At 67.1% G+C, this 17,740-nt stretch carries 17 protein-coding genes; 6 read left to right on the top strand and 11 right to left on the bottom strand.

Annotation, left to right across the window (positions count from 1 at the left end):
* Window positions 1-3: 3 nt before the first annotated feature.
* Genes JCQ34_RS06725 through JCQ34_RS06700 form a run of 6 tightly spaced genes read right to left on the bottom strand, consistent with a single transcriptional unit; the run spans window position 4 to window position 7,210 of the window.
* The gene (locus JCQ34_RS06725) at window positions 4-573 is read right to left on the bottom strand and encodes a MaoC family dehydratase (protein WP_286403089.1); all 570 of its coding nucleotides are present in this window, start codon (window positions 571-573) and stop codon (window positions 4-6) included.
* The gene (locus JCQ34_RS06720) at window positions 570-1,352 is read right to left on the bottom strand and encodes a CoA transferase subunit B (protein ID WP_376976940.1); all 783 of its coding nucleotides are present in this window, start codon (window positions 1,350-1,352) and stop codon (window positions 570-572) included. Before JCQ34_RS06720 ends, JCQ34_RS06725 begins: the two co-directional genes overlap by 4 nt.
* Entirely contained in the window at window positions 1,349-2,149 is an 801-nt protein-coding gene (locus JCQ34_RS06715; protein WP_286404340.1) for a CoA transferase subunit A, read from the bottom strand. Before JCQ34_RS06715 ends, JCQ34_RS06720 begins: the two co-directional genes overlap by 4 nt.
* A 48-nt stretch (window positions 2,150-2,197) precedes the next feature.
* The gene (locus tag JCQ34_RS06710; RefSeq protein WP_286403087.1) at window positions 2,198-3,361 is read right to left on the bottom strand and encodes an acyl-CoA dehydrogenase family protein; all 1,164 of its coding nucleotides are present in this window, start codon (window positions 3,359-3,361) and stop codon (window positions 2,198-2,200) included.
* Window positions 3,362-3,363: 2 nt separating this feature from the next.
* Window positions 3,364-5,595 carry a biotin carboxylase N-terminal domain-containing protein gene (locus JCQ34_RS06705; protein ID WP_286403085.1) on the bottom strand — a complete coding sequence of 744 codons (2,232 nt, stop codon included), beginning with the start codon at window positions 5,593-5,595 and terminating at the stop codon, window positions 3,364-3,366.
* Between the two features lie 7 nt (window positions 5,596-5,602).
* Window positions 5,603-7,210, bottom strand: a complete 1,608-nt coding sequence (locus JCQ34_RS06700; protein WP_286403083.1) for a carboxyl transferase domain-containing protein — start codon at window positions 7,208-7,210, stop codon at window positions 5,603-5,605.
* Between the two features lie 143 nt (window positions 7,211-7,353).
* On the opposite strand from JCQ34_RS06700, the gene JCQ34_RS06695 reads away from it, so the two are divergent.
* Complete coding sequence (locus JCQ34_RS06695; RefSeq protein WP_286403080.1) at window positions 7,354-8,004, top strand: SACE_7040 family transcriptional regulator; 651 nt, start codon at window positions 7,354-7,356, stop codon at window positions 8,002-8,004.
* On the opposite strand, the gene JCQ34_RS06690 is transcribed toward JCQ34_RS06695, so the two are convergent.
* Genes JCQ34_RS06690 through pdhA form a run of 3 tightly spaced genes read right to left on the bottom strand, consistent with a single transcriptional unit; the run spans window position 8,001 to window position 11,583 of the window.
* Entirely contained in the window at window positions 8,001-9,407 is a 1,407-nt protein-coding gene (locus JCQ34_RS06690; RefSeq protein WP_286403078.1) for a dihydrolipoamide acetyltransferase family protein, read from the bottom strand. The genes JCQ34_RS06695 and JCQ34_RS06690 overlap by 4 nt on opposite strands.
* Window positions 9,404-10,414 carry an alpha-ketoacid dehydrogenase subunit beta gene (locus JCQ34_RS06685; protein WP_286403076.1) on the bottom strand — a complete coding sequence of 337 codons (1,011 nt, stop codon included), beginning with the start codon at window positions 10,412-10,414 and terminating at the stop codon, window positions 9,404-9,406. Before JCQ34_RS06685 ends, JCQ34_RS06690 begins: the two co-directional genes overlap by 4 nt.
* Complete coding sequence (gene pdhA, locus JCQ34_RS06680) at window positions 10,414-11,583, bottom strand: pyruvate dehydrogenase (acetyl-transferring) E1 component subunit alpha (RefSeq protein WP_286403073.1); 1,170 nt, start codon at window positions 11,581-11,583, stop codon at window positions 10,414-10,416. The genes JCQ34_RS06685 and pdhA overlap by 1 nt, the downstream gene beginning before the upstream one ends.
* Window positions 11,584-11,775: 192 nt before the next feature.
* Here pdhA and JCQ34_RS06675 point away from each other — a divergent pair, with 192 nt between their 5' ends.
* The 4 genes from JCQ34_RS06675 (at window position 11,776) to JCQ34_RS06660 (ending at window position 14,213) form a co-directional block, all read left to right on the top strand.
* On the top strand, window positions 11,776-12,249 hold the full coding sequence (locus JCQ34_RS06675) for an Lrp/AsnC family transcriptional regulator (RefSeq protein WP_286403072.1): 474 nt from the start codon (window positions 11,776-11,778) through the stop codon (window positions 12,247-12,249).
* 136 nt (window positions 12,250-12,385) lie between these two features.
* Complete coding sequence (locus JCQ34_RS06670) at window positions 12,386-13,009, top strand: hypothetical protein (RefSeq protein WP_286403071.1); 624 nt, start codon at window positions 12,386-12,388, stop codon at window positions 13,007-13,009.
* 156 nt (window positions 13,010-13,165) lie between these two features.
* Window positions 13,166-13,570, top strand: a complete 405-nt coding sequence (locus tag JCQ34_RS06665; protein ID WP_286403070.1) for a DUF4383 domain-containing protein — start codon at window positions 13,166-13,168, stop codon at window positions 13,568-13,570.
* Window positions 13,571-13,601: 31 nt separating this feature from the next.
* Window positions 13,602-14,213, top strand: coding sequence for a hypothetical protein (locus JCQ34_RS06660; protein WP_286403068.1), 612 nt, complete (start codon window positions 13,602-13,604; stop codon window positions 14,211-14,213).
* Between the two features lie 151 nt (window positions 14,214-14,364).
* Here JCQ34_RS06660 and JCQ34_RS06655 read toward each other — a convergent pair whose 3' ends face one another.
* Entirely contained in the window at window positions 14,365-15,981 is a 1,617-nt protein-coding gene (locus JCQ34_RS06655; RefSeq protein WP_286403066.1) for a solute symporter family protein, read from the bottom strand.
* Window positions 15,978-16,358, bottom strand: coding sequence for a DUF485 domain-containing protein (locus JCQ34_RS06650; RefSeq protein WP_286403065.1), 381 nt, complete (start codon window positions 16,356-16,358; stop codon window positions 15,978-15,980). The genes JCQ34_RS06655 and JCQ34_RS06650 overlap by 4 nt, the downstream gene beginning before the upstream one ends.
* Before the next feature lie 184 nt (window positions 16,359-16,542).
* Here JCQ34_RS06650 and JCQ34_RS06645 point away from each other — a divergent pair, with 184 nt between their 5' ends.
* Window positions 16,543-17,724, top strand: coding sequence for a sensor histidine kinase (locus JCQ34_RS06645; RefSeq protein WP_286403063.1), 1,182 nt, complete (start codon window positions 16,543-16,545; stop codon window positions 17,722-17,724).
* Window positions 17,725-17,740: the final 16 nt, after the last annotated feature.

The raw sequence follows: 17,740 nt of genomic DNA, 5'->3' as shown, positions 1-17,740 counted from the left end.
AGGCTATTCTCCGATGTTTTGAACGTTTTGCGCGTCCTGGTACGCGTCCCGCGTCCACATCAGGCAGCTGCGCGTGGCCCGGGCCACCACGGTTCCATCCTGGTTGCGGCCGGTGTGTTCCATGGTCACGATCCCCTGGCCGGGGCGCGAGGCCGAAAGCCGCCTGCCGGTGATGACGGTCTCCGTGTAAAGCGTGTCGCCGTGAAAGAGCGGGTGCGGGAAGGACACGTCCGTCAGGCCCAGCTGGGCAATGATGGTCCCCTGGGTCAGCTGGGTTACGGACTGGCCCACCATGGTGGCAAGGGTGAACATCGAGTTCATCAGCCGCTGGCCGAAGGGCTGCCCCGCGCTCCAGGCGGCGTCCAGGTGGAGGGCCTGGGTGTTCATGGTGAGCGTGGTGAACAGGACGTTGTCGGCTTCGGTCACGGTGCGCCCCGGGCGGTGCGCGTACACCACGCCTTCCTCCAATTCGTCGAAGTACAGTCCGCGCTGTTCGACGACCCGCCTGCCGCCATCGCCCCCGGCGGTGGTTGGGCTGGCGGAATCCCTGCCCGGAAGGCTGTTGCCGGTCATACGGTAAGTTCCCGGTCTTCCTCGAACAGGTCGGCGCCGGTGGCGGCCACCACGTCCTCGACGGAGACGTTGGGGGCGAGTTCCTGCAGGACCAGCCGTGACGAACCGCCATCCTTGACGACGTCGATGACGGCCAGGTCCGTGATGATCCGGTCCACGCAGCCCTTGCCCGTCAGCGGCAGCGAGCATTGCTGGACGATCTTGGGGTTGCCGTTGCGGTCAACGTGCTCCATCATCACGATCACCCGCTTGGCCCCGAACACCAGGTCCATGGCCCCGCCCATGCCCTTAACCATCTTGCCCGGGATCATCCAGTTGGCCAGGTCGCCGTTGGCAGCCACCTCCATGGCGCCCAGCACGGCCACGTCCACGTGGCCGCCGCGGATCATGCCAAAGGACGTTGCGGAGTCGAAGAACGCCGCTCCCCTGTTGACGGTCACGGTTTCCTTGCCGGCGTTGATCAGGTCCGGGTCCAGCGCGTCTTCAGCGGGGTAGGGTCCGACGCCGAGGATTCCGTTCTCGGAGTGCAGCACCACTTCCACCCCGTCCGGGATGTAGTTGGGAATCAGGGTGGGCATGCCGATTCCCAGGTTCACGTACTGGCCGTTCCGGAGTTCCTTGGCCACCCGGGCGGCCAGTTCATTCCGGTTCCAGCCTTTCGTTTCAGCCGGCGATGTTGAGTCGCCTTGGCCGGCGTGCTGCTGGGAGCCTGCGCGCCGGTATTCCGGGCGTACGGCTTCCGGCCGCGGAGCTTCGGGGCTGTTGGGATCCATGGTCATGCTCCTGCCTCCTGGTTGCTGCCGGCTGTTCCCCTGGAAGACGGGGCGGTCAGTGCCACGGTCCGCTTCTCAATGCGCTTCTCCCCGTTCTGCACCAGGACGACGCGCTGGACGAAGATGCCGGGGGTGTGGATGTGTTCGGGGTCCAGTTCGCCCGGCTCCACGAGTTCCTCCACCTCCGCGATGGTGATCTTTCCGGCCATGGCACACAACGGGTTGAAGTTCATGGCCGTGGCGTGGAAGACGAGGTTGCCGTGGCGGTCGCCCTTCCACGCGTGCACCAGCCCGAAGTCCGGGGTGAGGGACTCTTCGAGGACGTAGTCGACGCCGCCGAACGGGCGAACTTCCTTCGGTGCCGAGGCAACCGCGATGCCTCCGTTGGCGTCGTACCTCTGCGGCAGGCCGCCGTCGGACACCTGTGTGCCCACCCCCGCCTTGGTGTAGAACGCCGGGATGCCCGCGCCGCCGGCGCGTAGTTTCTCTGCCAGCGTGCCCTGCGGGGTGAGCACCACCTCAAGCTCGCCGGCCAGGTACTGGCGGGCGAACTCCTTGTTTTCGCCTACATAGGAGCTGATGGTGCGGCGGATGCGTCCGTCCCGGAGCAGGATGCCAAGCCCCCAGTCGTCAACGCCGCAGTTGTTGCTGACGGTTTCCAGATCCGTTGTGCCGGCCCGGTGCAGGGCATCGATCAGGGCCACCGGGATCCCGCAGAGGCCGAACCCGCCCACGGCCAGGGAGGCGCCGTCGGGGATATCCGCCACGGCCTCGTCAGCGCTGGCAACAACCTTGTCAATCATCATTGATCCTTTCAGGCCGGCTTACGTACCCTGCGGCAGGCGCAAGGGCTAAAGTCCCAGTTCGCGGGCGATCAGCATCAGCTGGACCTCCGTGGTGCCCTCCCCCACTTCAAGGATCTTGGAGTCGCGGTAGTGGCGTGCCACAGTGAACTCGTTGATGAAGCCATAGCCGCCGAATACCTGGGTGGCATCCCGCGCGTTGTCCATGGCTGCCTCGCCTGCGACCATCTTAGCGATGGCCGCCTGGGTCTTGAACGGCTTGCCGGCCAGCATCCGGGCGGCCGCGTCGTAGTAGGCCAGCCGGGCGGTGTGGGCCCGCGCCTCCATGCGCGCGATCTTGAAGGAGACCGCCTGGTACTTGCCGATTTCGTGGCCAAAGGCCCGGCGCTCGCGGGCATACCTGACCGACAGGTCCACGCAGCCCTGCGCGGCGCCCGTTGCCAGGGCGGCGATGGCGATCCGGCCCTCGTCCAGGATGGAGAGGAAGTTCGCGTAGCCGCGCCCCTCGGCGCCCAGCAGGTTTTCTTCCGGCACCCGGACGTCCTTCAGGGTGAGCGGGTGGGTATCGGAGGCGTTCCAGCCCACCTTGTTGTAGGGCTTCTCCGCCTTGAAACCCGGCGTGTCCGTGGGAACCAGGATGGTGGAGATTTCCTTCTTGATGCTGCCGTCCCGGCGCTGCTGCTGTCCGGTGACAGCCGTGACGGTGACAAGGCGGGTGATGTCGGTTCCGGAGTTGGTGATGAACTCCTTGTTGCCGTTGATCACCCAGTTGCCGTCCTCGCGCCTGGCGTGGGTCTTGGTGCCGCCGGCGTCCGAGCCTGCCTCGGGCTCGGTGAGCCCGAACCCGGCGAGCGCCTGGCCGGATGCCAGCATGGGCAGCCACTCCTGCTTCTGCGCGTCTGTACCGAAGCGGTACACGGGCATGGCGCCGAGGGAAACGCCGGCTTCCAGGGTGATGGCCACCGACTGGTCAACGCGGCCCAACTGTTCCAGCGCGAGCGCAAGGGCGAAGTAGTCCCCGCCCATGCCGCCGTATTCTTCCGGGAACGGCAGTCCGAACAGGCCCATCTCCGCCATCTGCTTCACCACTTCATAGGGGAAGCTGTGCTCTTCGTCGTGCTTGGCGGATACGGGGGCCACCACGTTGTCCGCGAAGTCGCGCACGGTGTCGCTGAGGTCCTGGTATTCCTCGGTGAGTTCAAAACCGGTCATGGTCAGGCTCCTTCGCCTTGGTCTTTGTCTGTAGCTGTTTCTGCGTCCGTGGAAGCGGGTTCTGCAGCCGCGGGATGGGGGTGGACAGTGGCCAGCACCTGGTCGGCCTTCACCAGGTCACCGGTGCGGGCGGCAAGGTGGACCGTCCCTGCCTGCGGGGCCACCAGATGGTGCTCCATTTTCATGGCCTCCACGGACACCAGGACCTCCCCGGCCTGGACCTCGTCCCCGTCACTGACCGGGACGGCGACCACTGTTCCGGGCATCGGCGAGCGCACCTCGGGATCCGCGGCGCCTTCCTGCCGCTGGACGGCTGCCAGCACCCGTTCCAGCCGCGCCTCGCGGGTCAGGACGTCGAGCCGGCAGGACCAGCCGCCGTTGCCGAGGAAGAGCTGGGTGGGACGTCCGGGCAGTGGGTTGCTCCACGTCGGTTCCACCGGCCCCGTGAAGACCGGCGCAAGCCGGTAACTCCGGCGTTCGCCGTCAAGGTCGAGGTCGATGCTTTGCCGGCTGGACCAGTGCAGCGCCGCACGTCGCGTCGCGCCGCCGCCGACCGTTACCGTAGCGGTCTGTCCCCCGTTGGGGCTGCCGCTGACCAGCACGCTGGCCACCCCGCCGTCGGGCGTTCCCAGGCTGATGCGGCGCGGCGCCGGCGCGCCAAGGCGCCAGCCGCTCCTGCCCTGCCAGGGCCCGGCGTCCGGGGCGGGGTCGTTTTGCGCTTCCAGGGAGAGCGCGTAGAGCGCGGCAGCCACGAGTTCGGGCTCCCCGATACGGCGGAATTCGAGGGCGGGCAGCTTCCGTTCGATCAGGCCGGTGTCCAGTCGCCCGGCGCGGACGTCGGGATCATTGAGCAGGAGCCGCAGGTACTCGACGTTGGTCTCGATGCCCAGTGCCGTGTAACCAGCCAGTGCCGCGTCCAGGGATGCGAGTGCTGCTCCGCGGTCCGCGCCCCAGGCGATCACCTTCGAGATCATGGGATCGTAGTGTGCCGAGAGCTCCAGCCCTTCCACCAGGGAGGAATCCACCCGGACCCGGCCGTCCGGGTTCGGGGGCACCTCATCCAGCTGCAGCACCGTCCCGGTGGACGGCAGGAAGTTCTTCTCCGGCACCTCGGCGTAGACGCGCGCCTCCACCGCATGGCCGGACAGTTCGACGTCGGCCTGCCGCAGCGTCAGTTCCGCACCGGCGGCGATCCGCACCTGCCATTCCACCAGGTCGATGCCGGTGACCATTTCCGTTACCGGGTGTTCCACCTGCAGCCTGGTGTTCATCTCCATGAAGAAGAACTCGTCCGGGGCGTCGTCCGACACCAGGAATTCCACGGTTCCCGCCCCGGTGTAGTCCACGCTGCGGGCGGCATTGCATGCAGCTTCGCCGATCCGCGACCGAACCTCCGCACCATTTAGCAGGCCCTCCAGCAGGGGCGACGGGGCTTCCTCAATTACTTTCTGGTGCCGCCGCTGCAGGGAGCACTCGCGCTCGCCCAGGTGGATGACATTGCCGTGGTTGTCAGCCAGCACCTGCACTTCGATGTGCCGCGGTGTGGTCACCAGGCGCTCCAGGAACAGGGTGTCATCACCGAACGCCGCGCTGGCCACACGCCGCGCCGTGGCCAGCGCGGCGGGCAGGTCCGCCGGCCTTTCCACCACGTGCATGCCTTTGCCGCCGCCACCGGCGGAGGGCTTGATCAGGAGTGGATAGCCGACGGCGGCAGCGGACTCCGCCAGTTCGCTGTCCGTCATGCCGGGCCTGGCAACGCCGGGGACCACGGGCACGCCGTACCCCGCCACATGGTTCTTGGCGCGGATCTTGTCACCCATGACGTTGAGCGCTTCAACGCCCGGGCCAATAAAGGAGATGCCGGCTTTTTCGAGGGCACGGGCGAAGTCCACGTTCTCACTGAGGAAGCCGTAGCCCGGATGGACCGCCTCGGCGCCGGACTGCCGGCAGGCTTCGACGATCGCGTCGGCGTTCAGGTAGCTCTCGGCCGCGGCGGCGGGGCCGATCCGGACGGAAGTGTCGGCTTCGCGCACGTGGCGGGCGCCGGCGTCGGCATCGCTGTAGACGGCCACCGAGCGGATCCCCAGCTGGCGGAGGGTCCGGATCACGCGGCAGGCGATTTCGCCGCGGTTGGCTACCAGGACCGTGCTGAAGAGGGGCGTGGCGTCATTGGCGGCCGCCCCGCTCCCGGCGTCGGCAGTGGTATGCGTGGCGGTGTTGGTCTGCATGGTCATTGCTGGCTCACATCCGGAAGAGGCCGAAGGAGGTCTCCGGCAAGGGGGTGCGGGAGACGACGTCCAGGGCGAGACCCAGGACGGTGCGGGTATCGGCGGGATCGATGACGGCGTCGTCCCACAGCCGGGCGGTGGAGTAGTAGGGACTGCCCTGGTCCTCGTACTGCTGGCGGATAGGGGCCTTGAAGGCTTCCTCGTCGCCCGCCGGCCAGTCCTCCCCTGCCGCCTCATACTGGTCCCGCTTCACGGTGGCCAGCACGCTGGCCGCCTGGTTGCCGCCCATCACGGAGATCCGGGCCGCCGGCCACATCCACAGGAATCGCGGTGAATAGGCGCGGCCGCACATGGAGTAGTTCCCGGCACCAAAGGATCCGCCGATCACCACTGTCAGCTTGGGGACGCGGGCCGTGGCGACGGCGGTGACCATCTTGGCCCCGTTTTTGGCGATGCCGCCCTGTTCGGCGTCCCTGCCCACCATGAAGCCGGAGATGTTCTGCAGGAACAGCAGCGGGATGCCGCGCTGGTCGCACAGTTCGATGAAATGGGCTCCCTTGAGCGAGGACTCGCTGAACAGCACGCCGTTGTTGGCCACGATGCCCACCTGATGTCCGTTGATCCGGGCGAACCCTGTGACCAGGGTGGTGCCGTAGTCCTTCTTGAACTCGTGGAACCTGCTGCCGTCCACCAGCCGGGCGATGACTTCGCGGACGTCGTAGGGTGCGTTGACGTCCGTGGGCACGGCGCCGTAGAGCCCTTCCGGGTCAACGGCGGGTTCGACGGCGGGTTCCACCTGCCAGGCGGGCGCGGCGGGCGGCGGCAGGGTGGCAACGATGTCCCTGATGATCTGGAGGGCGTGTTCGTCGTTTTCGGCCAGGTGGTCCGTCACCCCTGAGATCCGGGAGTGCACCTCGCCGCCGCCAAGTTCCTCTGCGGTGACAATCTCCCCGATGGCGGCTTTCACCAGCGGCGGTCCGCCCAGGAAGATGGTGCCCTGGTTCCGGACGATGACGGTTTCGTCGCTCATGGCGGGGACGTAGGCGCCGCCTGCCGTGCAGGAGCCCATAACGGCGGCAATCTGGGGGATCTTGGCGGCGGAGAGCCGGGCCTGGTTGTAGAAGATCCGGCCAAAGTGTTCCTTGTCCGGGAACACCTCATCCTGCTTGGGGAGGAAGGCACCGCCGGAATCCACCAGGTAGACGCACGGCAGGCGGTTTTCCAGCGCGATTTCCTGGGCGCGCAGGTGCTTCTTGACGGTCATGGGGTAGTAGGTGCCGCCCTTGACGGTGGCGTCATTCGAGATGACCAGGACCTGCCGGCCGTGCACCAGGCCAATCCCGGCAATGACCCCGGCGCCCGGGGCATCGTCGTTGTACATGCCGTTGGCGGCAAGGGGCGCGATTTCCAGGAACGGGCTGCCGTCATCCAGGAGCTGGTCGATCCGGTCCCGCGGGAGCAGCTTGCCCCGGGCCACGTGCCGGTCCCGCGACTTCTGGGGACCGCCCAGCGCCGCATCCGCCAGCCTCTTCCGCAGGTCCTCCGCGAGCGCCAGCTGCGCTTCACGGTTGGCGCGGAAGGACTCGCTTGCCGGGTCGAGCCGGGTGGCCAGGGTCTCCATTGACGATCCGTCCTTGTGTGCACCGGCCGGCTCCACGCCAACTCGGTTAGTGACTAATAACTGAAATTCAGGTTAGTCTCGATTAACTGTGATGTCCAACACATGGGCTCTTGTTAGACTCTGCGTCGGCCCCAGGAGGAAAAGTGTCCAGCAATCCAGTGCAGCCGGTCCCTGCCACGCACGCCCCCACAACGCAGCGCGGCAAGGCCAAGGAGAACCGGCGGCAGGCGTTGCTTACTGCCGCGGCGTCGCTGTTCGCAGTCAACGGCTTCAACCGGGTATCCCTGGAGGACCTGGGCGCGGCCGCGGGAGTCAGCGGCCCCGCGGTGTACCGCCACTTTCCCGGCAAGCAGGCCGTCCTGGCCGACCTGCTGGTCACCGTGAGCCAGGAACTGCTCGACGGCGGGCGCCAGGTTGTGGAGCAGACCGCCGACCCCCTGGCGGCGCTGCGTCGACTGGTGGAGTTCCAGGTGGATTTCGCGCTCGGCAAGCCCGACGTGATCCGGGTGCAGGACCGGGACCTCAGCAACCTGTCGGAGCAGGACCAGTCCGCGGTGCGCGCGCTGCAGCGCAGCTACGTGGAGCTGTGGGTGGACGTCCTGGCAAAGGTCCACCCCGGTATCGATGCGGCAGAACTGCGCATGCGCGCCCACGCCACCTTTGGCCTGATCAACTCCACCCCGCACTCGGTCCGCAGCCACGGCCGGCGGATGGCTGCCAGCGTTGCCCGGCCCCTGCTGGAACGGATGGCGCTGGCAGCCCTGATGGTGGAGAGCACACCGCCGCGCGGCTAGACCATGGTGAGGACCATGCCCGGCTCGGCCAGGATGGCGCCGACGTCGGCAAGGAAACGGGAGCCCTGCTCGCCGTCCACCAGGCGGTGGTCGAAGGACAGGCTCAGTGTGAGCACCTGGCGCAGCGCCACCTCGCCCCGGTATTCCCATGGCATGGTCCGGACAGCCCCGAGGCCAAAGATCGCTGCCTCCCCCGGGTTGAGGATGGGGGTGCCGGCGTCGATGCCGAAGACACCGATGTTGGTGATGGAGATGGTGCCGCCGGAAAGGTCGGCAGGGGTGGTCTTGCCGGCCCGCGCGGTTTCGGCGAGCTCCGCCAAGGCCTGGGCGAGCTCCGGGAGCTGCAGGGCGTCAGCGTCCTTGATGTTGGGCACGGTGAGTCCCCTGGGCGTGGCCGCGGCGATGCCCAGGTTCACGTAATGGAACGTGACGATCTCCTGGTTTTCCTCATCCCAGCGCGAATTCAACGCCGGCTGCCGGCGCAGGGCGATGAGGACCGCCTTGGCGGCGAGGGTCAGGGGCGTGAGCTTGATGCCGGCGAATGCCCTGCTGTCCTTGAGCTTGGCCAGCAGCTCGAGGCTGGGCGTGACGTCCACGGTGAGGAACTCGGTGGCATGCGGCGCGGTAAAGGCGCTTTGCACCATCGCGGCCGCGGTGTGTTTCCGGACGCCCTTGATGGGGGTCCGGGTCTCCCGCTCCCCCGCGCCGGCCCGAGGCGTTACCGCCTGGCCAGCCATAGGGGCGGAGGGTTCTTCCGCCTGCCCGGCAAATTCCTGGACGTCTTGCCGCGTGATCAGACCGCCGGGACCGGTACCGCGGATCTGCACGAGGTCCAGTCCCAGGTCCTTGGCCAGCTTGCGGACAGGAGGAGTGGACCTGGGCCGTTCGGTGGGCCTGGTATCGGCAGGGCGGGTGCCTGCAGGCTCAACCACCTGCACTGCACTTTCTGCGGGCGTTGATTCGGCAGGCCCGGCCACGGGCGCGAAGTTCCGTGCCCGGCGCGTGGGGCGACCGGAACCTTCGACGACGGCACCGTACCCCACCAGGTTCGGTTCCCGTTTGGGCGTTTCCACCGCAGCTTCCCCGGATCCCTCGTTTCCGGCACCGGACGGAACGGTGCCGGACGGCACAGAAGGTGACCCGCCGGCGTCGTCCGCCACCTCGAAGGAGACGATGGGCTTGCCCACCTCCACCACGGAACCGGGCTGCTCGTGAAGTTCCTTGATGACCCCGGCAAAGGGCGACGGAAGCTCCACCACGGCCTTGGCCGTTTCCACCTCGGCGATGACCTGGTTCAGGCTGACGGTGTCGCCAACACCCACTTTCCAGCTGAGGATCTCGGACTCGGTGAGTCCCTCCCCCAGGTCCGGGAGCCGGAATTCCTTGATCATGGTGGCGCTCATCCTTCCAGCCCGCTCAGGGAATTGGGGCGGCCCAGGGCACGGTCAACGCCGTCCAGGATGCGGTCCAGGCCCGGCAGGTGGTGCATTTCCAGCTTGGAGTACGGGTAGGGAATGTCGAAGCCGGTCACCCGCACGGGTGCTGCTTCCAGGTGGTAGAAGCACCGCTCCGTAATGCTGGCAGCCACTTCCGCACCGAGGCCGCCGGATTGCCCGGCCTCGTGGGTCACCACCAGCCGCCCGGTCTTCCGCACGGAGGCCACCACGGGTTCGTAGTCCACGGGGGCCAGCGAGCGCAGGTCAACGACTTCAATCGAGATGCCTTCGTCCGCAGCGGCGGAGGCGGCGTCCAGGGCAGTTTTGACCAGGGGCCCGTAGGCCACCAGGGTGACGTCGCTGCCGTCTGTCAGAACCCGTGCCTTGTCCATGGGCAGGGCCTTGGCCGGATCCACGGACTCGTCCACCTCGCCTTTGTCGTGGTAGCGGCGCTTGGGCTCGAAGTACAGGACGGGATCGTCGCAGGAGATGGCCTGCTGGATCACGGTGTAGGCGTCCTGCGGGTTGGCCACTGTCACCACCCGCAACCCGGAGGTGTGGGTGAAGTAGGCTTCCGGGGATTCCGAGTGATGTTCGGGTGATCCGATGCCGCCGCCGAAGGGGACGCGGATGGTGATGGGCATCTTGACGGCCCCGCGGGTGCGATAGTGCAGCTTGGCCACCTGGCTGACAATCTGGTCGAACGCCGGGTAGATGAACCCATCGAACTGGATCTCCACCACCGGCCGGTAGCCCCGGTAGGCCAGGCCCACGGCGGTGCCCACGATGGCCGACTCGGCCAGCGGCGTGTCCACGACGCGGTGGGTCCCGAAGTCCTTTTGCAGGCCGTCCGTTACCCGGAACACCCCGCCCAGGGTGCCGATGTCCTCGCCGAGGAGGACCACCTTTGCGTCGTTTTCCAGCGACTTGCGCAGCCCGGCGTTAATGGCTCGGGCAAAGGTCAACTGCGTCATCAGCGTGCACCTTCCTCTGAAACGGCTCCTGCGGGATCGCCGAAGGACGCCAAATAACGGGCGTAGTGGTCCTGCTGGCGTTCCAGCCAGGAGTTGGGCGTGCTGTAGACGTGCTTGAAGATGTCCATCGGCTGGGGATCGGGCATGGTGGTGCAGCCCCGGCGCATCTCCGCCGCAACGGCGTCTGCCTTGTCCTTGACCTGTTTCTGCAGTTCCGGGCTGAGCAGGCCCTTACGGTCCAGGAGGCCGGCCAGCCGTGAGATGGGGTCCTTCGCCGCCCAGTCCTCCAGCTCATTCGCGTCGCGGTAGCGGGTGGGATCGTCCGCGGTGGTGTGCGGCCCCATGCGGTAGCTGACCGCCTCGATGAAGGTGGGACCCCCGCCGCGCCGTGCCCGGTCCAGTGCCAGCCGGGTAGCGGCCATGACCGCCAGGACGTCATTGCCGTCCACCCGCAGGCTGGGGATGCCGAAACCGGTGGCCCGGTCCGCGAGCTGGATATGGGACTGCAGTCGTACCGGCTCGGAGATGGCCCAGTGGTTGTTGGTGCAGAAGAACACCACGGGCACCTGGAAGCTGGCGGCAAACACCATGGCCTCGTTGACGTCGCCTTCGCTGGTGGCACCGTCGCCGAAGTAGGTGACGGCGGCCGCGTCGGCGCCGTCATTCTGGATCCCCATGGCATAGCCGGTGGCGTGCAGGGTCTGGGCACCGATGATGATCTGCGGCGTGGCCATGTTGATGGTGTACGGGTCCCAGCCGCCGGACGCATTGCCGCGCCATACCCGAAGGAGGTCGGTCAGATCCACGCCGCGGCAGTACGCCACGCCGTTCTCGCGGTAGCTGGAGAACACAAAGTCGTCCGCCCGCAGGGACCTGCCGGAGCCAATCTGGGCCGCCTCCTGGCCGAGCAGCGGGGGCCACAGGGCCAGCTCACCTTGCCGCTGCAGGGCGGTGGCTTCCACGTCGATCCGGCGGATGACGGTCATGTCCTCGAACAGGGAACACAACTGTTCGTCGGTGATATCCCTGACCCAGAAGTCGAATTCCGGGTGGCTGATGCGTTCGCCTGCCGGGGTGATCAGTTGAAGAAGTTCCTGCCCGGGCGTGCCCGGATTTCCTGCGCTTTGGGGGGTCTGTGCGCCGCCATGGCCCGTTTCGTCTGTAGACACGATTGCCGCAACCTTCGTACGTCGTTGACCCGTGGCCTCCGGGCTTTTGGCCCTGCCGCCACCGGCCTTCCGGGCGTCATTGCCCCAGATACTGTGACCCTACTCACAACAACCATGGGGTACAACCACTCGGGCATTTTTTGAGCAGAATGCCCTGTCCGGCCTATCGGCACCGTGCTAGCGTTGCGCATTATGCAAGCTTTGGATGGCACTGACACCCGCCTGCTCTCGGCGCTGGCGGAGGATCCGCGCCGGACGGTGGTGGCGCTCGCCCAGAAGCTGGGACTATCCCGCAACACCGTCCAGGCCCGCATGGCCCAGTTGGAAAAGAAGCACGCCTTCCTGTCCTTTCAACGGCGCATTAATCCGGCGGCGCTGGGGTACCCGCTCATGGCCTTCATCTCCGTGCATGTCCAGCAGCAGAAGCTTGGGAGGCTGGCGGAGGAGATCGCGGCCATTCCGGAGGTTCTGGAGGGATACGGGCTGACGGGATCGGCGGACCTGCTGCTGCGCGTGGTGGCCCGGGATGCCGAGGACCTGTTCCGCATCAACGGCAAGATCCTGGCCTGTGACGGCGTGGAGCGTGCGGACACCGCTTTGGCAATGGGCGAGCTGATCCCCTTCCGGGTGCAGCCCCTGCTGGACCGGGGCTCCGAGGGCTCGTAGCGGCAAAATTTCGAGGCGGCGCTGAAAGCACGACGGCGGCGGGCCGGGTTATAGGCTGGTTTTAGTCATGCGCGGGCCGGGGACCGGTCCGTCCGCCGCCGGCGCCAGAGCGCCTGTTCAATGAAAGGCTCCCCACTTGACTAGTCCCCAGGAAGCGGGCAGTCCCCAGGACCAGGGCAGCTCCCAGGATCCGTACCAGCAAGGCCCACACCAGCAAGGCCCACACCAGCAGGGCCCGGCGGGCTACACGCCGCAGCAGATTCCCCCGATGCCGCAGCAGCCGGCGCCGTTCGGCCTGCCCGGTGAGCCCCCTCTGCAGGGACGCCGGCAGCGGAGCCGGCGGAAGCTGTGGATCATCCTTGGCAGCATTGGCGGGGTGCTGCTGCTGGTGATCATCGGCGTCGTCATCCTGGTGAACATCGTGGGCAGTGCCACCAACCAGGCCAGGGGCCTTGCGGACGACTTCACCAAAAAGGTGATCGCCGGCGACACCTCCGGTGCGTACGACGAGTACCTTGACCCCGCCCTGCAGAAGCAGCTCTCCAAGGAGGCATTCATCTCCGGGGTGCAGAGCCTGGAAATGGACAGCTCCTGCCAGCCTTCCTACAACAACCTCAAGGTCGCCACGGACAACGGCGTCAAGTCGGCCGAGGTGGTGGGCCAGATCAGCTGCACCGGCAAAAAGGTGGACCTGGCCTACAAGTTCGAGGGAACCGACCAGCTCCGGATGACCAACATCAAACTGCGTCCCGCCTCCTAGGGACCACGTGGAGGGCTGAAATACCGGGAAAGTGGAAAGGGTACTGATCTTTTTACCCATCCACCTCCGGCCATGATCCGAATCGCTTCCGAGGGTCCCGCCCAGGGACCACACACGGCGGGTGGACACGCCCGCCCTATCGGAAGGATCCAGGCCATGCGCAACTCACCCAACCGCCTCGTCGCCACCATTTTCGGAGCCGTCTACCTGCTGGTGGGCCTCCTGGGCTTCGCTGTCACCTCCGGCATCGGTTTCGCCGCCACCGAGGGCGCCAACCTCATCATTTTTGAAGTCAACCCGCTGCACAACGTCATCCACCTGGCCATCGGCGCCGCGCTGCTGTTCGCCGGGCTCCGCGGAACGGCCAGCGCGCGCACAGTGAACGCCACCGTGGGCGGCGTCTACCTCCTGGTGGGCATCGTTGGCCTGTTCCTGCTGAACTCGCCGCTGAACATCATCGCGCTGAACGGTGCCGACAACGTCCTCCACCTGGCCAGCGCGGTACTCCTGCTCGGCGTGGGCCTGTCCCTGGACAAGTCCCCGGCCGCAGCCCGCGCCTAGCATGCCAGGACAGGACATGGCGGGCCAGCGCATGACAGCGCACGATGCAGCAGCCCTCCCGCTGTCAGCACGGGCGGACCGCCCGGCGCCGCGGCAAGAGGTGGTGCCCCAGAGGCACCCCTCGGTCCGCCTGGTCGCCGGGTTCGCGGGATTCGGCGCGGGGTCGGTCAACCTGGCCATCTCGTCGAGCATCTTTTCAGCTGGTTCCGGTGAGCCGGAAAGGGTCCTCGCCGGCGCGCTGGCCGGACTCTGGGGCGCGGCCCTGCTGGCCGGTGCCGTGGTATTCCTGGCCAAGGACAGGCCAGCGGGCGGCCGGTGGATGCGGTTTGTGCTGGCAGCCGCGGCCGTGGCCCACCTCGCCGCCATCGCTTTCCCCACCCCTGCGACCTCCGGGCTGGGCTTGACGCAGCTTTCGGCGCTGCTGCTGACGCTGATGATTCTTGCCTCGCTGGGTTGGCTGCGACGGGCAGCCGGGGAAAGGGCGGCAATGCGCCCGGGCAGGCTGCTGCTGGCAGCGTTCGCGGGCGCGCTCCTGGTGGCGGGCATTACGACGCCGGGGCTTGCCGCTTCAACCGCCGGCCAGTACGCCGTACCGCACGGTGGACACGGGAACCTGGCACCGGGCGGCCACCACCAGCGCTAAGCCGGCAGCGTTGAGCCACCCGCGGCAAGACCCTCCCGGCCCCAACGAAAGAGCCTCCGTGCCGCAGTTCAGTCTGCGGCAGGAGGCTCTTCGCGTTGCGCCGGAAAAGTCCCGGTGCTGGTTGGCAGTGGACCCTCTTCAGGGACCCTGCCTAGTGGTCCACGGCCTTTTCGGCTCCGATGCCCGTGAGCGACCGGACTTCCATCTCGGCCTGCTTGGCGGGATCCTCCTTCTGCTTGTCCAGGGTGGTGCCCAGCCAGCCCAGGAAGAAGGCCAGCGGGATGGACACGATGCCCGGGTTGCTGAGCGGGAAGAGGGCGAAGTTGGCGCCCGGGATCATCGAGGTCTTCAATCCCGAGACCACCGGGGAGAACACGATGAGCAGGATCGCGGAGGCCAGGCCGCCGTACATGCTCCACACGGCGCCCTGGGTGGTGAACTTCCGCCAGAACAGCGAGTAGATGATGGTGGGCAGGTTCGCAGATGCCGCGACGGCGAAGGCCAGCGCCACCAGGAAGGCCACGTTCTGGCCGTTGGCGAAGATGCCGCCGAGGATTGCCAGGATTCCGATCACCACCACGGTGCGGCGGGCTACCCGGACTTCGGTGGCGGCGTCGGCCTTGCCCTTGGCGATGACGTTGGCGTAGATGTCATGGGCAAAGGATGCCGCGGCCGTAATGGTCAGGCCGGCCACCACCGCCAGGATGGTGGCGAACGCGACCGCCGAGATGAACCCGAGCAGCAGCGGGCCGCCCAGGTGGAACGCCAGCAGCGGGGCGGCGGCGTTGACTCCGCCGGGTGCGGACTTGATGGTGTCCGCGCCCACCAGGGCTGCGGCCCCGTACCCCAGCACCAGGGTGAAGAGGTAGAACAGGCCGATCAGCCAAATGGACCAGACCACGGACTTGCGTGCTTCCTTGGCGGTAGGGACGGTGTAGAAGCGCATCAGCACGTGCGGCAGGGCTGCCGTACCCAGGACCAGGGCCAGGCCCAGGGACATGAAGTCCAGCTTGGAGGTTTCGGTCTTGCCGTACTGCAGGCCCGGGTTGAGAACTGCCGGGTTGTTGGCGGTCTCCACGGCGCCGCCCAGCAGGGCGGAGAGGTTGAAGCCGTAGATGGCCAGGACCCACAGCGTCATGACGGCGGCACCGGCGATGAGCAGCATGGCCTTGATGATCTGGACCCAGGTGGTGCCCTTCATGCCGCCGATCAGGACGTACATGATCATGAGGGCGCCGACGACGATGATCACCAGGGCCTGGCCGCCCCAGTCGCTGATGCCCAGCAGCAGGGAGATCAGGCTTCCCGCGCCGGCCATTTGGGCCAGCAGGTAGAAGAAGCAGACGGCGAGGGTGGAGATGGCGGCGGCGATCCGGACCGGGCGCTGCTTCAGCCGGAAGGACAGCACGTCAGCCATGGTGAACTTGCCGGTGTTGCGCAGCAGTTCAGCAACCAGCAGCAGCGCCACCAGCCAGGCCACCAGGAAGCCGATGGAGTACATGAACCCGTCGTAGCCGTTGATGGCGATGGCGCCCGTGATGCCCAGGAAGGATGCTGCGGACAGGTAGTCGCCGGCGATGGCGGTGCCGTTCTGTGATCCGGTGAACGACCGTCCTGCCGCGTAATAGTCGGCGGCGGTCTTGTTGTTGCGGCTGGCGCGGAACACAATCACCATGGTCACGGCCACGAACAGGCCGAAGATGCCCATATTCAGCAGGGTGGTGTCCTTGAGGGCGGCGACATCCACCGCTGCGGGAATTGCGATCATTTGTTGGCTCCGCCCACTCGGTTTCCGTTCCTATCGAATTCATGCCCCTCGATCTCGTGCCTGATCTCCGAAGCGATGGGGTCCAGCCGCTTGTTGGAGTAGTGCACGTACCAGCCGGTGATGGCGAAGGTGGAGACAAACTGGAGCAGGCCCAGGATCAGGCCGATGTTGATGTTGCCCCAGACCTTGGTGGACATGAATCCCACCGCGTAGTCGGCCAGCAGGACATAGGCGAAGTACCACAGCAGGAAGGCCACTGCCATGGGGAAGACAAAGCTGCGGTGACGCTTGCGCAATTCCTGGAACTGCCCGGTCGACTGGACTTGTTCAAAGTCCACGGACGCCGCTGCGTCCGGAGTATGGGCATCGTTACCCATCGTTCCTCCTCATTGAGTTGCCGGAACACACCGGGCGGCAGGCCCTGATCACGCAGGGGCACCGCAGATGTGACACCAATCACTTTGCCGTCCGGTCCCGCCCGTGTTCCAGCACATCATCCCCCACCGTCGCTCAACGGTCGCGATGCTGCGGCAAACGGCACCCGCCGCTACGCTGGGCACCATGCCGGACTCCCCCCTCCTCACCGCCGCGGCAGTGGCGGTGATCGCCATGGCCATTGCCGTCGTCGTCGGCGTGGGCCTCAAGGTGCTCCGTTCCTTCCGCGAGCTGGGCACTGATGCCGAACGCGCCACCTACCACACGCTCCATGCAGCCTCCCAGGCCGGGCAGCACCTGCGGCGCGGCCTGAACCCCGCCGGAGCCGCCAAGGCCAGCCGCCAGCTACGCGCCCTGCTTGCCTGCGACGCCCTGGCGATCACGGACACCTCGGGCGTGCTGGCCTGGGACGGCGGCGGCGAGGACATCAGGCCGCGCCTCATGGAACTCGCCGCGGAGGTCCTGGCTTCGGGCCGGACAGCCGTACTCCCCGCTGGAGGGGAAGGAACCGGCGGCCACCTCGCCGGCGTCATCGCCCCCGTCCGGGCGGGCACCCGGGTGGTGGGTGCCGTGGCCGCCTTCGCGCCTTCAGCTGGGGCAGGCCTGGTCAGGGCGACGGGGGAAGTGGCGGACTGGGTGGCCGTCCAGGTGGAACTGGCCGAACTGGACGCTTCCCGCACGCTGCTCATGGAAGCGGAGGTCCGGGCACTGCGCGCCCAGATCAGCCCGCACTTCATCTACAACTCCCTCAACGCCATCGCGTCCTTCATCAACACGGACCCGGAGCGGGCCCGGGAGCTGGTGGTGGAGTTTGCGGACTTCACCCGCTATTCGTTCCGGCGGCACGGCGACTTCACCACGCTTGCCGAGGAGCTGCGCTGCATCGACCGTTACCTGCTCCTGGAGCGGGCCAGGTTTGGCGACCGGGTCCAGGTCAGCCTGCGGGTGGCACCCGAAGTCCTCAGCACCGTCATCCCCTTCCTCAGCCTCCAGCCGCTGGTGGAAAACGCCGTCCGGCATGGGCTTGAAGCCAAGGCGGGGCCCGGCCACATCAGCATCACGGCGGAGGATGCGGGTGCCTTCGCTGAGGTAACCATCGAGGACGACGGCGTGGGGATGGATCCGGAGCAGCTCCGGTCGGTCCTGGCGGGCCACACCGACGGGGACCACGTGGGACTGCGGAACGTGGATGCCCGCCTGCGCCAGGTGTACGGCAACGACCACGGGCTGGTGGTGGAAACGGCGCCGGGCGAGGGAACGCTGATCACCATGCGGGTGCCCAAGTCCCAGCCCGGGCATGATGCATAAGGCCGGCCTCCCCCTG

It is taken from the genome of Pseudarthrobacter defluvii (assembly GCF_030323865.1).
GTDB classification, from domain to species: Bacteria; Actinomycetota; Actinomycetes; order Actinomycetales; family Micrococcaceae; genus Arthrobacter; species Arthrobacter sedimenti.
This window is presented reverse-complemented; position numbering and strand designations above follow the sequence as displayed.